This is a genomic window from Methylobacterium sp. NPDC080182 (genome assembly GCF_050281105.1).
Lineage (GTDB): Bacteria > Pseudomonadota > Alphaproteobacteria > Rhizobiales > Beijerinckiaceae > Methylobacterium.
Genome location: NZ_JBNNWO010000029.1, coordinates 19,538 through 33,711, shown reverse-complemented (window position 1 = coordinate 33,711; position 14,174 = coordinate 19,538). Strand labels below are relative to the sequence as shown.

The window sequence follows — 14,174 nt, the reverse complement described above, 5'->3', positions numbered from 1 at the left end:
TCAGAAAGAATCCTCGGCGGTGCAGACGAAGTAGAACCGGCAGGTCGGGCAATCGGTCGACGGCGTCGGCTCGAAGCGGCCAGCCTCGATGCCCTCGAGGGCCGTGCCGTACTCGGCGATGCCCTTGCCGCCCTGATCCGGGTCGATCGGCACGGCTTCCGGGATCGCCGGGTAGACAGCCTGCAGCTCGAATGGCCGCCCGGGATGCGTCTGACGAACAGCCTCCCCGAGGAGTTCCCAGACCGCCTTGGTCCGCTCACTCTTCGACTTGCGACCGGTCTTGAAGACCTGGGCGAGGACGGTGCCGTCCGGCATCTCGACGACGCGATCGGGCCGCAGATGGATCGTTCGCCCGCCGACGACGACGCTCCAGTGCCGATCGATCACCTGTCCGGCATCGGCGAGAGCGGTCACGGCGTTGGCGACCATCCCCTCAGCGGCGGCGCGATAGACCGGTTCGAACCCGTGGCCGCACGGGCCGCGCTCGTCCCAGATCTCCGCAAGGTATTCGCGCGCGTCAGCGAGATCGACCCGCGCACCTTCGGATCGCTGTGCGGAGATCCAAGCGATCGTGCTGCGTACGCATCCGTGGAAGGCCAAGTAGGCGCTCCCGGCGCTGCGATCACCCAGTTCGTCGAGAACTTCGTAGCGGTAGCGCGCCGGACACTTCACGTAGATCAGCAGATGCCGTTCATCGTAGGTCGCGCCCGACAGGCTCACGGGGACGGCGGGCGTGACGGAGATCGCTGGCGCGATCGTCGGGGCCAAACGGGGCTTCGGGAGAACCGCGGTGAGATCCTTCAGGTACTCGGACGGGCTGCAGCCCAGTTTCGCGGTGTAGCGTTTCGCGCTACTGATCGAGAGCACGTCGCGCGCCCGGGACAAGGCGACGAAAAACAGGCACTCCTCTTCCGCTTTGTGGTCGGCCTGTTGAACCTCCAGGTGTTCCAACCCGACGGGGGCTGGACACCGGATGGGATGACGCTTGCTCGGCACGTAGCGCGTGGCCACCTGCGGCAGATGGACCGCTCTGAACTCGAGGCCCTTGGCTGCGTGCACCGTCATCATGCGAACGGCGGGAATGCCGTCAGCCTCGGGTGGAACAACCCGGAAGGCGCGGTCATCATCGAGGCGCTCAAGCCGACGGATCGCATCCAGAAACGGGCGACGGCCGCCACGTCCGCGGGTCGCATCGGCGTGTTCACGCGCGAATTTCAGGAGCTGATAGATCGCGATCAGGCATTGCTGCGCGCGAACGCTCGGATCCTCGACGAAGCGCTGCAGATAGCCGCTCGACTCGAACAGATAGCGCACCAACACCTGCCAGACGGTCGTCGTCCAGCCGACATCGGCGAGATGTTCGGCCAGGCGCTGCAGCCCCGCGCCCCCGCGCCCGGTTATGCCATCGATCGCCGCCGCGCCTGCACAGATCGCGAGGACATTTTCGCCGGTCGCTGCCGCCTCGCGGATGATCACTAGCGCATCCTCGCGCGTGCCGCCGTATTCCGGAAACTGGGCCACGCGCAGCAAGCCGGTCGCGTCGGCGTCCGCGCCGAGTGACACGAGGGAGAGGAGATCGCGGATCTCGGGTCGCTCGAACAGGTCGCCGAGATACAGGATCGGTACGTCGAACTCCTGCAACAGGCGTCCAAATCGCGCCAGACACAGATGCGTCCGTGCGAGGATCGCTTGCTGATCGTACGCGATCCCCTTGTCGGCGAGACGTTCGATCTGATCGCGCACGGCGCTGGCCTCGGAGCGCAGATCCTCGGCCTGGATGTGATCGACGAAGCCGATGGCACCGCGCTTCGGATGCCACGATACGGCTGGCTTTGGCGCGGCAGCTATCCCGCTGCCGTAGCACTCGAACAGCTTCACCACGGCCGAGCCCGAACGATAGTTCGTCGTGAGCGGGCGGCTCTGCGCGCCCGAGTAACGGGTGGTGAACCCGGTTGCATTGCTCGGTGCGGCCCCGCGGAAGCGATAGATCGATTGCCGCGGATCGGCTACGGTCCAGACCCTCTGTCCGCCCACCGCGATCTGGTCGAGCAAGGCCGTACTGGCGGAATTCACATCCTGATATTCATCGAGCAGGACGTAGCGGTGTCGAGCCTGAACCGCAGCCCTGACGGCGTCATGGTCCTTCAGCAGCCGCGCGGCTGTGCCGACGAGATCACCGAAGTCGACTTTGCCCGACGCCTCGAGCGCGCTCTGGTAGACCGTGTAGACGCCGCCGACCTCGACGGCCTTCTCGGCACGCTCAATGGCCTCCGGCTTGTCGGCGGCTGCCAACGCAGCCTGAGCCGCCGCGAGATACATCTCAGGCGTGATCATCTCGTCCTTCGCGCGGGAGATCGCGCGCAGGATCGGACGCAGCTCAAGTGCTGGGTCCCAGAGGTTTTGGAAATGGTGCAGGGTCAGGCCCGGCAGCAAGCCCTCGAGCACTCCGAGCGCGCCGGCTTCGTCGAGGATGTCGAGCTTGTCGGGTAGACCGCACTCCTTCCCGTAGAGATGTAGGATCTCAAGACCGAAAGCATGAAAGGTCCCGATCCAGATCTGCTGCGCGGCCGCGCCGTCGATGCGCTCGATCCGCTCCCGCATTTCGGCCGCGGCGCGGTTGGAGAACGTCAGCGCAAGGATCTCCCAAGGCTGGACCCCTTGGGCGAGTAGGTACTCGACGCGACCGACGAGCGTGCTCGTCTTGCCGGTGCCAGGGCCGGCATCAACGATCAGGGGGGTGTCGCCCCATTCCGCCGCCACGCGTTGATCGGCGTCCAGCGGGATCGCGGGCGACGGCTCCTCATCCGCACTCTGTTCAGGCAGAGGCGGGAGCAGCATCGCCCGGATCGCCTGCATGGTCACGAAGGCGACCGGCAATCCTACGTCTGCGGCAATCTGAGACGGCGTGGAGCCATCGGCGACCAAGCGCTGCCGGAGCTGATCTGCGGGCAGGAGAAACTCTTGGGCGAAGATGTCGGCCTGGATCTCGCGACGCTCGCGTGGCGAGTAGGCAACGACCTTCTCGCCCCCGGTCTCAAAGGGCTGTCCGCCGAAGGCGGCCTCCGTCGATCGCACCAAGGATTGCTGTTCGTCGTGAAGATGGAAGTGGCCGATCTCATGGGCGCTGACGATCGTCTTCTGCCCGTCGTCGAGGGTCGTCGCGAGGCGCACAAAGCCGGGGCCTCGATCGAGAGCACCGACGACTTCAGGACCATGGATGGTGCCAGGATCGAACAGATCGACTTCGAGGTCCGCAATCGCGAGCGCCGCCGCCACAAGCGCCGCGGCTGTGCCGTCACTGGCTCGGGCAGCGGCCTGCGCGTGGCACCGGCGAGCCTTGACCCGAACCTCGCGCCACGTATCCACTCGCTCAATCCTCGTCCGCCAACCAGAACGCTTTTCGATCTTCGGTCATGCTGGAGGCGCGGACGGCCTCCTCCCAAGTTCGAGGCCGTCCAGCCGTGGGCTTGCCGGATGCTTTGAAGGCCACGGCCACAGGAGCGGCTCGCGAGTTCTCGACGATGGCTTTGAACCGCGCGGCGTCGCAACCGATCAGCTCCGCAGCGAGGCGCAGGAATCGGCGCGGGATCGTGTCGACGAGAATCTGCCCTGTCGTGATGTCGGCGACGATGGCGCGCGCGATGCCGATCGCGGCGGCGAAAGTGCGGACGTCGGAGTTTTGTGCGGCCAGCGTTTCACGCAGATCCGGGACTGGTGCCGTACCCGGCTCCGCCGCCGATCGTTGTGCCAGAGCGTGGACCAGGGCCGAATAGTCGCGCATATCGCTGCTGGATGCTGCGCTACGACGGCAGTGTTCCATGTCCAGCTTCTCGACCGCGTGTGCTCGGATCTCATCGGCATACTGCGGGTAGGCCACGATCCAAGGCCGCACGTTCTCGGGCGTGACGTGCTCCACTGCCTCGTGGAACTGGATCAGAACCTCGTCGAGGGTTTCCTCCGGATTTGTCATCGGGATCGGCCGAGCGCTTCGAGGATCCGCGTCTCGGCGCGGGTGACCCAGTCCTTGGCCGTCTTGGGGGTGACGCCCAGCATGCCGGCGATGCTCTCTCCCTCGTTCGCGGTGAAGCCAAAGCCCTTCCAGTGAAGCAGAAACGCGCGGCGATGATTGTCCGGTAGACTCTCCAAGATCGAGCAGATCACCGTGACGTCCTCCGGGCTGAGCGAATTCCAATCCAGGGGTTCGACAGGTGGCTCTTCGACATCTCTCTCCACGAGTGGGAACACGTCACGGCGCTTCTTTTCCTGCCGGATTCGGTCGATGAGGCGCTTCTCGAGCTTGCCGCGAAAGGATCTCTCGAAGCCGACGCCATCAGCCGAGTTCGGGTTGAGGACGGCCTCGACCATAGCCTCCACAACCTCGTCCACGGGATCTCGTGAACGATTCTGGTAATGTGCGGCGACCTGAGGACGCAGGATCTGCTGGGCCACCTGCGTGAGATGAACCACCATCGCTCCGCGGAGGCGGGCATCGGGACCATGGTCAAGGCCGCGGCAGGCCGCGACGATCGTCCGTGGATCATGCTCGGCCAGGCCACCTCCATCGACGATCCTTGTCCAAACCGCGCGCAGTTCCTCTTGCGAGATACTGGCCTGAGCGTCCACGTCTGCTCCCGTCCTCCGAGAGCCTGCTTCCTAAGCGAACGAGCAGGCTGCGATCCGGTAGTACGCCGATCGAATCGCTTTCGCCAAGGTTAAGGTTTACCCTAGGTTGAGGCGAACGACCGGTTTCTGAGGCATTGAGGCACCGCCGCCACATGCCGCAATGCCCGCTACCACGGCGGCGATCACGAGCGGGCTGGGCTTGCAGGACCCTGCGCATCGCCGTCGCAGCAAGAATCTATCCCACAGCAGACGTCGTCCAGCGCTTCCGAAGGACGCTTTGATCGGGCGGCCAAAAGCCCGGGGTCGGTCGCGCTGCAAGTGAGGCTATCGTCACAGGACAAGGTCGAGGGTATGCCTTAGGAATACGGCGATACGCTCCTGTCCAATCGGACCCATCCGTGCACCCTGGGCCGAAAGCTCATCGCGCACGGCCTGGGCCCAGATCGCCTCTCCGGACAACACATCGTTCAAGGCAACGTGTTCCCAGCGAGCCCGGAGAGCGCGCAACACCGTTCTCTGCTCGCGCGGGTGCAACGAGAGCACGGCTGCTACGAACTCTGCCGGATCCAGGCTGGCGAGGAGCGGCACGCGGGCATACTCACCGGTGCTGCCGCTAATCGTCGTCAAGCGCACGTAGAAGCGACCGGGCTCCACTTTCATGTCCGCCAGGATCGCGGCTGCGACCTCGGGATACCGGTCCAGGCGCGCTTGCTCGCGCTGCGCGTGCAGATAGGCGGCGAGGTCCTGGAATTCCGGCGTGTCGACCGACGCGATGGCGAGCCCGTCGTACCCACTCTCGTCGAAGCCCGGTGACCGGTCGCTGCGATCCGTCGGTCGCAGCCGGCGCTTGGCGTAGAGATCGTCGACGTAGCGCTTGCCCGCGACGACGACGTCCGTCAGTGGCTCGGCGATCAACCCGATCCGCGCTAGGCGCAGGCGCAGCCCGAAGACATGGAGGATCTCGCCTGGGAGCTCGTACGCCCGCGCCGCGAACGCGCGTTCCATCGCGAAGGCAGCCGCCTCCACCTCGGCGTCCTTCCGCTCGACAGCGTGCCATACGGTCCGCCAAGCCGGCTCGTCGGCCACCGAGACGAAGTACCAGCTTCGATCGAGGTCCGCGCGGATCGCGGCGGCATCGACGAACCCCTCCGCGAGAAGCGCGATCAGGGTTTCGTCGGACAGAGCGGGGTCGGCGAGTTCCGCCCCGGTATAGCGCGCCTCCGCCAGCTCAAACGATGTGAACTCGATCGTCTGCCCGCGAACTCGGCTGGCGATGACTGCCAAGTCCGGCTGGCGTCGTCTGAGATCGTCCGGCTTCAGCCGACCGGCTTTGAGCTCGATCGACAGCGCGAACAACATGCGCAGGAGCGCCGACATCGCGCGGTCATCGGCGCGGTGTCGATCGTCCAGGGCCAGGTAGAAGCGCTCGAAGTCCCAGATGGTCTGCTGCAGGAGTCGCAGGTTGTCGAACGCCGCCTGCGTGTACACCGCGCGGATCAGATCCATCTTTGCTGTCAGGAACGCGCGCGTGCCGGGATCAGCGACGGTCTTGAGGAACGCAGCCAAGGCATCTTCCAGTGCGGATTGCACGTGAAGGGTCTTGCCAATGACCTTTTCGCGGATCCGGGCATAGGCCTTGCCGTTAGAGATCTCGGCTTGATTGGCGACGAGGATGACCTTGCGCCCGTCGTGCTCGATCAACTCATTGACGTAACCGAGGACGCGGGCGATCTGCAGGCCGCACCGTTCCAGATCGTCGAATACGTACAGATCGGCGTAGCCGCGCTGCAGCAGGTCGGGAAGCTTCAGGTCGGTCTCGATGCGAAAGGTTTTGGCGACCGACTTGACCAACCGCCCGGCAAAGCGCGAGGCGCGGTTATCGAGGAGCGGGAAGGTGGCGCGGAAGATCGCGTCGTCGATCTCGTCCGTCGATGCCAGACCGTTCAAACTCACGTAGACGAACCTGAATTCCGGGTCACTGAGCCCGTCGAGGAACGCCTTGAGCAGAAACGTCTTGCCGATGCCCCAAGCGCCGTCGAGCAGCACCGCGTAGTGCGGCGCTTTCGGCAGGCCGACGTAGTAGGCTAAATAAGCCTTCACGTGTGCGTTGCGATCGACCGGCACGGGCTCGGCGTCAATCACCATCAGGATCTCCGAACCGAAGCGCGAGGAGCGTCTTTGCGGTCGCAACGACCCCGGCCGAGCCATCCTTGCGCGTGATCTCTGTGACGCCCGCCTCGCGCAGCGCCGCAACCAGGCGATCCAGATTGGCGGGATGGGGCGTGCGCGTGCCGTTCTCGTAAGTCGAGACGACTTGGCGCTGCACGCCGGCCTGCCGGGCGAGGTCGTCCTGCGACCAGCCCAACAGCGCACGTCCAGCCCGCATCAGCACCTTGTCCACGTCCATCCGCTCCGATCATGGAAACGTGATGTGCAAAAATCGTTCAAATTGCACCGTTTTGGACCGGGCCAGCTATCTTAGGAATGTCCCACGCGGACGGAGAGCACAAGACATGCGGAATATCGCCCCCGAACTGATCGCCGCTGCTCTGGAAAGGGACAGCAACTATCGCGTCGTGCGACGTCAAGCCTCGGCGCATCTTCGATGACGCTGGGGATGCACCGATCCAGAACGGCCTAATCCTCGACATCGAGGCCACCGGGCTGGATCATAACGTTCACGAAGTCATCGAGATCGGCCTCGTCCCCTTCACCTATACGCTGGATGGCCGCGTGATCGCCTCGGGCGAGCCGTACGGTTCGTTTCAGCAACCCTTTGGGCCGATCTTGCCCGAGATCACGCGCCTGACCGGCATAGACCCGGCCATGGTCGAAGGCCACATCATCGACCGGCCGCGCGTCACACGGATGGTGGACAACGCGTCGCTGATCGTCGCGCACAACAGCGCCTACGACCGCCGCTTCGCCGAGGATCTCTGTCCGTTGCTGGCGCAGAAGGCGTGGGGGTGCAGCCTGACGCAGGCGTGATCCTCCCCTGATTTCGCGGTTCTCCCGCACTTTGTGTGGATCAGGCAGCGAGGAGCACGCGGCGGCGGAGGAGTGCGAAGCTGGCGCGGCCGTACATGGTACGTTTAAGCATCTTCAGCCGACTGATCTGCCCTTCGGCCTGCGCGTTGCTCCAAGACGTCGTCAGCGCCGCCCGGAACCGCCGGCCCGTCCTGCGCCAAGCCAGCCGCGAAGGTCTCCAATGCCGCGACGCCACAGGTGCACGTTTCTGAGAGCCATCTGTCGAACTCGCCCCCCGCATCCACCGGTCGGTCGCCATCGAGGCCGCAGGCGCGCACCAGCATCGTGAACCGCTGCGCCAGGCCGGCGACGCGGGCTGCCTCAGCATCCTGCCGGATGCGAACGAGGTCGATCATGGCAGTAGAAGCGTCGGATGCGCAGACGCAGCGTCATGGGCTGACCGACGCTCGGCAAATCGGCCGGACGGCGTTCATAGCGGCTGTGAACGGCAGAGCTGGTCGTGCCACAGGTTGGGCAACGCCCATGCACACGCCGCGCATGGGCAAAGACGACAAGACGACCGTCGCTCCGAATGACGCGCTCGACGGTGCAGCCCGGCAGGGAAGAGGACAGGATCATTCCTCTGGTGAATCAGCCCGTGCCATCCGTCACCGCGACCGTTCCACACAAAGTGCGGGAGAACCGCGAACCCGAGGGAGGATTACCCTCGCGGAAACGCCTCATATGAATCGAGCTAAGGAATACCCGCACTAGCTGTTCGCTAGCCGCTTCGACGCCTTTCGATCGTCGCGAATGAGAAACGCCGCCGGCCCTGGGCCGACGGCGCTCTCTGCCAACAGGAGACATGCGTTTAGGATTAGGCGGGCTCCAACACGCGAAGGTTCAGCCGACCGGGCCGCTCAGGTGCGTTCTGTCGAACGACGATCTCCACATCGCCGCCCAGTGCGCGTGTGAACGCGAGCAGGCGCTCGAGGGAGTAGCTGCCGGTGCGTCCGCGCAGCAGTTTGGACACGTCGGGCTGGCTAAGGCCGAGTAGCCGTGCGGCTGCGGCCTGGGTCAGTTTTCGGCATGCGATCTCGTCTATGATCCTGATTACGAGGTCGGCCTTCAGGCTCTCCTCTGTGGGATCGGCGAAGCCGAGATCGGCGTAGACGTTGCCGCTGCTGGGAGTGGCCACGTCATCGGTGTTCGCGGCGCCGGAAGCAATCTCCGGACGGCCAGCGAATTTGTTGAGATGATGTGCCATGGGTGCCTGTCCGTCTGGGGGGAGCCCCTCTCCTATCCAGAGAGGGGCTGTAGTTCAGTCGTTCGGTGCCAGCCTCAGCCGACGTCCTTCTTCGCGTAGTGTTCGGCGTAGTGCCGTTTCGCCTCGGCCAAGCGGGCCTTGATGAGGTCGATGTCTCTGCGTGGTGTAGCCACGCCCTTCGTCGATTTCTTCTGGAAGGCATGAAGAACGTAGACGGCACCTTCAAACTTAGCCGCGTAGGCCGTTCGGTAGGTGTTGCCGTCGTCGTCCTCGACGATTTCCAGAACCGCCGTTCCCTTGAAGTCCTTCTCGCCGGTCAGGGGTTTCACCCCATCTGCCTTACGGCCTTTCTGGGCGAGTCGGAGGGCGAACCCAACCTGTCGCTTCACCTCGGGCGGGAATTCCGTCACAGCCTGCATCGTCCGGCCGAGCCAAACTAGGTCGCTGTCGGGTGGCTTCGATGGTGGTTCACTCATGTGGTAGCTCCTGTATGGCAAAACTACCATAACCCGGAAGCGGTTTCGTCGGCAATGGTAAATTTACCATAAAAGTGCAGGCACAGGATGGCTAAGCAGCGGTCAGCCTAGCTTTGGATCGCTGGCACAGCACTAGCGGTATGTGGTTCAGGACCATTAGTCCGGTTCCAGCGGCACAGCGCCATTCGGAACGCTAGCTCCGCCTTCATCCCGTCGAGGTGGCGCCCGGTCTCAGCAACATGGTGCCGCCGGCGGTGGGGGTGACGCTGAAACCGCCGCTCCTAGGCTCACATCCGCGTCAGGAACACGAGGTCGTGCACCATCTTGTGCAGCGACAGCGGGACGTGATCCAGCGGGTTCACGCGGCGGCCCCGACGTCGAAGCGGTGGGTGCCTAAGCCGCATGATTCGCGAACGCCGGTCTCCGGCTCCTCAGGTTTGAGATCCACGTCACCGTCGAGGGGGTCCAGAATACGCGATGAGCCGGTGCACCGTGTCGAGGGCGGTCTCGATCGCTACCTCGACCTCGGCGCGACGGTAGGCTCGCGGCGGCATGGGGCTGGCCGCCACGAGCGAGGGGGCGAGGGCGGAGCGCGCATCAGCTCTCCAGCCCGGTTGTAGCTCGCTGAGAGCCACCACGATCACCGGCTTGGGCCGGAAGGATCAGGCTACCAGGGTGGGCAGGCTGACGAGAGGATCATCGCCGATTGGAGCGATGCTTTCCAGAGTGCTGTAACGGGCTCGCTGGACGGCCCATTCGTCGTTCTGTTCGAGCAGGGTCGCGCCCACAAGGCGGGTGATGGCCGCCTCGTTGGGGAAGATGCCGACGACCTCAGTCCGAAGCTTGATCTCGCCGTTCAGGCGCTCCAGCCGGTTCGTGCTGTGGAGCTTGACCCGGTGTGCGGCCGGGAAGCCCATGTAGGCCTGCACGTCCGGCTCGGCCTCGTCCATCAGGGCGGCGAGTTTGGGCACCTTGGGCCGGAGTTGATCGGCGATGCGCCGCCACTGGAGCCGGGCCGCCTCGGCGTCGTCCTGGGCGAACGCCGTGGCGATGAAGGCGGAGACGACAAGCCGCCCGCTGCGCCCGGCATGGGCGAGAACGTTGCGCATAAAGTGGACACGGCAGCGCTGCCAAGTCGCGTTCATGACCTTGGCCACTGACGCCTTGATGCCCTCGTGCGCGTCCGAGATGACCAGCTTCACGCCGCACAGGCCGCGCCGGGCGAGCTTGCGCAGGAAGTCGGTCCAGAACGTCTCGGCCTCGGACGGGTCCACGTCCATGCCGGGCACCTCGCGCCGGCTGCCACGATGACGGCGACAGAGACGATACGGCCGTCCTGGCGCAGCTTCACGTAGGTCGCGTCGATCCAGAGATACGGCCACTCGCCCTCGATGGGCCGGTCGAGGAACGTACCCGCGCGCTCGTCGATTTCCTGACAAAGGCGCGAGACTTCGCTCTTCGACACACCCGTGCCGCCCATCGCCTGCACGAGATCGTCCACGGAGCGGGTCGAGATGCCCTAGATGTAGGTCTCCTGAATCTCGGCGGTGAGCGCCTTCTCGGCCATGCGCGCGGCTCCAGGAACCTGAGGAAGTACGAGTCCTTCCTGAGCTTGGGGATGCGGAACTGCACCGTGCCGGCCCGCGTCTGCCAGTCCCAGTCGCGGTAACTGTTGCGCTGGACCAGCCGCGCGGCGCTCTTCTCGCCGTGAGACGTGCCGGTCAGGCCACCCACCTCCAACTCCATCAGCCGTTCGGCGGCAAAGCCGATCATCTCGTGCAGCAGATCGGCGTCGGCGCTCCTCTCCATCAGCCCGCGCAGGGCCATCAGCTCGTCGGTCATCGAGGGGCTCACGGGTTAGGGGTTGGTACTCGTAACCCGACCCTACCCGGCAACCGCCGATGACCACCCCGCTGGAGATCCCGCCTGCTACAGCGCTGTGACCGGCGCGCAGGCGGGCTCTTCCGCTACCAGCGAGCTACACCATCACCCGGGACACGACCATGGTCTCGAGACGAGTTCCCGTCCAAGCCGCCGCCTCCCCTGCTGGCATCGCTGCTTGTTCGTTGCAGGTAGTCCCCGTTCCTTCAGAAGGAATGATGCACCGGCTGGAAATCGGCTTCCCCCTGACGCATTTGCGGCTTATCCGGCGTCCGAACGAGTTTTCTGCAACCGAGGTTTGAAGGAATGAATCCGCGCGCCGAGGCCAGCCGGACAGTGTCACCATCGGAAATCTCACCGGCCGAAATGATTGGAGAGCACGCCGCCATCCTGCGCGACCGCCTTCAGGCTATCTCGTCCGGTTTGTTCCCCCCAAGTGCGACTAAGACGCTGAGGCGTTTCGGCTCGGCTGAGGTCGCTCGCATGGTCGGTGTGACTGCGTCACGGATCCAGCAACTCGCTGTGGAGGGACTAGGCCCCCCTCCCCAGATCTCAGCGAACGGACGTCGGTCATACAGCCTTGCGGACGTTCACGAGTTGCGGGCATGTCTTGAGGCGAACACTAGGACCAGTCGTCGCTATCTTCCAAGACGCGTTCAAGGTGAGCACATCCAGATAATTGCGGTCGCAAACTTCAAAGGGGGATCTGGTAAAACCACGACGAGTGCGCATGCTGCCCAGGGGCTTGTTCTGAAAGGCTACCGCGTGCTCGCCTTAGATCTCGATCCGCAAGCGAGCCTATCTGCGCTTTTGGGCATCCAACCTGAACTCGAAGTAGGCGAAAATCAGACATTGTACGGCGCGATACGCTACGACGCACCCTGCCCTCTGAGTGCTATCATCCGGCCAACCTATTTCACGGGACTTGATCTCGTTCCTGCAAATTTGGAGTTGATGGAGTTTGAACATGAGACGCCTCGGGCTCTGAGCCAAAGGCGACTAGGCGATCCGCTTTTCTTTGATCGTGTCCTGCAGGCGATCGAAACTGTCGCTGACAGATACGATGTGATCGTCATCGATTGTCCGCCGCAGTTGGGCTATCTTACCTTGTCTGCGCTCTGTGCGGCCACGGCGTTACTTATCACTGTTCACCCTCAGATGCTCGACATAGCGTCGATGAGCCAGTTCCTCGCTATGACCGAGGATTTGCTTAGTGTCGTTTCAGATCATGGCGGCAAACTACAATACGATTGGCTTCGCTATCTCGTCACTCGGTACGAGCCGCAGGATGGGCCTCAGACTCGGATCGTCGGGATGCTTCGAACATTGTTCGAAGACGCGGTCTTGACTGCTCCTATGTTGAAGTCGTCTGCGATATCAGATGCGGGCCTCTCAAAGCAAACCCTCTATGAGATCGGTCGAGAGAGTGTGACACGCGCTACTTACGATCGCGCTCTGGAATCGCTTGAAGCCGTTAATACGGAGGTCGAAACCCTGATTCGTACTGCTTGGGGGCGCTTATGAACCGCAAATCGAACCTCGACGCCGTATTCGGGCGACCCAAGAAGACGAAGGGCGATCCACAAGCGGATCAGTTCACACCTGTGAACGAGCCGTCCGACGATTCTCAGTTCACACCTGTGAACAATCCTAGCCCAGTCCAAGAGCGCCAACGCAGTGGCGCTATTCGAGCAATGAGCAGCACCCTACGTGGTCTCGCCGCACAGGCTGACACTGCAGCTGCGCTGCAAATGGGTTCGGCAATTGTCGAACTCGACACAGCACTGATCGACGACTCGTTTATAGCAGATCGCGTCGCGGATGCGAGCGACCCAAGCTTGATGGCGCTTGTGGACAGCCTTCGTGAAAGTGGGCAGCAAGTACCCGTGCTGGTCCGCCCTCACCCGACTTCGCCCGAGCGATACCAGATTGCTTATGGACGACGCAGAACACGAGCGGCGCAAATACTGAAGCGACCGGTCCGTGCCGTCGTCCGTCCGTTGACAGATGACGAGTTGGTTGTCGCTCAAGGTAAAGAAAATCTCGAGCGTAGGGATTTGAGCTTCATCGAACGCGCTTTCTTTGCTCGTCGGTTGGAGGAACATGGGTTCCGTCGAGAAACAATAACTGCTGCGATGGGAGTGCTGAAGAGTGAGCTATCAACCCTAATTTCGGTTGCCCGCTCAGTTCCCGAAGATATTCTATCCGCGGTCGGCCCAGCTCCCGCCGCTGGCCGACCGCGATGGACTTTGCTTGCCGAAGGCATAAAATCTGCTGACCGGAATGCTGTTGCCGCCCTATTGGCCGATCCGAACTTTCAGGCCAAGAAAACTGACGAGCGGTTCGTCGCCGTATTGACCCTGGTATCACCGAAGCTTGATAGGCGTCCAAGAACACGGATCTGGAAGGATCCTGAAGGGCGAAAACTTGTGCGGATTGAACACGCGCCAAATCGTATAGCCGCCACTTTTGATGAGACGGTTGAGCCGGGATTTGCAGATTACGTGCTCGAACAGTTGCCTGAACTGCTGGCCGCTTACCGCGCTCGCGCTCGGTGACCATTCCACTGTGAAGTCGTGATGTCTCCCAGCGTATAAAGGGCGTGTCTTCTTACTCCGATCGGGGAGGGCGTCACATCTGAAGCGTGTGCCCTCAGTGGGGGATTCTGGTTGCGGTCATGATCTGCGCCACATGCCCATTGCCTGATCGCATACTTGACTCGGCCCTTCGGGCTGCGATGCAGCCACGGGCCGAGGAGGCTTGCGATTTGTAGGCTTTCTCGATGTCGGCTTAAGAGCCCTGTACGCGATCGGATGCGGATAGGAGGTGGCCGCGCAGCATCGACCATCCGGCATCAAGCACGTCCTTCGGCATTCAAGTCTTTGGTGTCGCCAACGTGGGGACATTCCCGACTGTGACCCTTGAGTTCGATCCACCAGCGTCCGCTCGAACGGCAGAGA

11 protein-coding genes and 2 pseudogenes are annotated in these 14,174 nt (G+C 63.3%); 3 read left to right on the top strand and 10 right to left on the bottom strand.

Features of this window, described 5'->3' with window-relative positions; all coding sequences use genetic code 11:
- The 5 genes from ACQKQD_RS31110 to ACQKQD_RS31090 form a co-directional block, all read right to left on the bottom strand.
- The gene (locus ACQKQD_RS31110; protein WP_427510551.1) at window positions 1-3,366 is read right to left on the bottom strand and encodes a UvrD-helicase domain-containing protein; all 3,366 of its coding nucleotides are present in this window, start codon (window positions 3,364-3,366) and stop codon (window positions 1-3) included.
- A 4-nt stretch (window positions 3,367-3,370) separates the two neighbouring features.
- Window positions 3,371-3,970, bottom strand: coding sequence for a hypothetical protein (locus ACQKQD_RS31105; RefSeq protein ID WP_427510550.1), 600 nt, complete (start codon window positions 3,968-3,970; stop codon window positions 3,371-3,373).
- The gene (locus ACQKQD_RS31100) at window positions 3,967-4,623 is read right to left on the bottom strand and encodes a sigma-70 family RNA polymerase sigma factor (protein ID WP_427510549.1); all 657 of its coding nucleotides are present in this window, start codon (window positions 4,621-4,623) and stop codon (window positions 3,967-3,969) included. The genes ACQKQD_RS31105 and ACQKQD_RS31100 overlap by 4 nt, the downstream gene beginning before the upstream one ends.
- Before the next feature lie 330 nt (window positions 4,624-4,953).
- Window positions 4,954-6,768, bottom strand: coding sequence for a P-loop NTPase fold protein (locus ACQKQD_RS31095; protein WP_427510548.1), 1,815 nt, complete (start codon window positions 6,766-6,768; stop codon window positions 4,954-4,956).
- Window positions 6,758-7,024 (bottom strand): helix-turn-helix transcriptional regulator, encoded by a 267-nt coding sequence (locus ACQKQD_RS31090; protein ID WP_427510547.1) that lies wholly within the window; start codon window positions 7,022-7,024, stop codon window positions 6,758-6,760. The genes ACQKQD_RS31095 and ACQKQD_RS31090 overlap by 11 nt, the downstream gene beginning before the upstream one ends.
- A 143-nt stretch (window positions 7,025-7,167) precedes the next feature.
- Between ACQKQD_RS31090 and ACQKQD_RS31085 the strand changes: the two genes are divergently transcribed.
- Entirely contained in the window at window positions 7,168-7,611 is a 444-nt protein-coding gene (locus ACQKQD_RS31085) for an exonuclease domain-containing protein (protein WP_427510568.1), read from the top strand.
- Between the two features lie 40 nt (window positions 7,612-7,651).
- Here ACQKQD_RS31085 and ACQKQD_RS31080 read toward each other — a convergent pair.
- The 5 genes and pseudogenes from ACQKQD_RS31080 to ACQKQD_RS31060 form a co-directional block, all read right to left on the bottom strand.
- Window positions 7,652-8,009 (bottom strand): annotated as a pseudogene (locus tag ACQKQD_RS31080) (transposase); the annotation flags it as partial.
- Entirely contained in the window at window positions 7,972-8,229 is a 258-nt protein-coding gene (locus tag ACQKQD_RS31075; protein ID WP_427510546.1) for a transposase family protein, read from the bottom strand. The pseudogene ACQKQD_RS31080 and the gene ACQKQD_RS31075, both read right to left, overlap by 38 nt.
- Before the next feature lie 238 nt (window positions 8,230-8,467).
- Window positions 8,468-8,857 carry a helix-turn-helix domain-containing protein gene (locus ACQKQD_RS31070; RefSeq protein ID WP_427510545.1) on the bottom strand — a complete coding sequence of 130 codons (390 nt, stop codon included), beginning with the start codon at window positions 8,855-8,857 and terminating at the stop codon, window positions 8,468-8,470.
- A 74-nt stretch (window positions 8,858-8,931) separates the two neighbouring features.
- Window positions 8,932-9,333 (bottom strand): type II toxin-antitoxin system RelE/ParE family toxin, encoded by a 402-nt coding sequence (locus ACQKQD_RS31065; RefSeq protein WP_427510544.1) that lies wholly within the window; start codon window positions 9,331-9,333, stop codon window positions 8,932-8,934.
- A gap of 662 nt (window positions 9,334-9,995) precedes the next feature.
- Window positions 9,996-11,175, bottom strand: a pseudogene (locus ACQKQD_RS31060) (IS256 family transposase).
- A 345-nt stretch (window positions 11,176-11,520) separates the two neighbouring features.
- On the opposite strand from ACQKQD_RS31060, the gene repA reads away from it, so the two are divergent.
- Together repA and repB are read left to right on the top strand one after the other, a co-directional pair.
- Window positions 11,521-12,738, top strand: a complete 1,218-nt coding sequence (gene repA, locus ACQKQD_RS31055; RefSeq protein ID WP_427510543.1) for a plasmid partitioning protein RepA — start codon at window positions 11,521-11,523, stop codon at window positions 12,736-12,738.
- Complete coding sequence (gene repB, locus ACQKQD_RS31050; RefSeq protein ID WP_427510542.1) at window positions 12,735-13,772, top strand: plasmid partitioning protein RepB; 1,038 nt, start codon at window positions 12,735-12,737, stop codon at window positions 13,770-13,772. The genes repA and repB overlap by 4 nt, the downstream gene beginning before the upstream one ends.
- Window positions 13,773-14,174 lie beyond the last annotated feature (402 nt).

Coding starts and splice junctions, on each gene's coding strand:
- ACQKQD_RS31070 (WP_427510545.1), bottom strand. CDS start 8,857: ATGGCACATCATCTCAACAAATTCGCTGGCCGTCCGGAGATTGCTTCC.
- ACQKQD_RS31105 (WP_427510550.1), bottom strand. CDS start 3,970: ATGACAAATCCGGAGGAAACCCTCGACGAGGTTCTGATCCAGTTCCAC.
- repB (WP_427510542.1), top strand. CDS start 12,735: ATGAACCGCAAATCGAACCTCGACGCCGTATTCGGGCGACCCAAGAAG.
- ACQKQD_RS31095 (WP_427510548.1), bottom strand. CDS start 6,768: ATGGTGATTGACGCCGAGCCCGTGCCGGTCGATCGCAACGCACACGTG.
- ACQKQD_RS31075 (WP_427510546.1), bottom strand. CDS start 8,229: ATGATCCTGTCCTCTTCCCTGCCGGGCTGCACCGTCGAGCGCGTCATT.
- ACQKQD_RS31065 (WP_427510544.1), bottom strand. CDS start 9,333: ATGAGTGAACCACCATCGAAGCCACCCGACAGCGACCTAGTTTGGCTC.
- repA (WP_427510543.1), top strand. CDS start 11,521: ATGAATCCGCGCGCCGAGGCCAGCCGGACAGTGTCACCATCGGAAATC.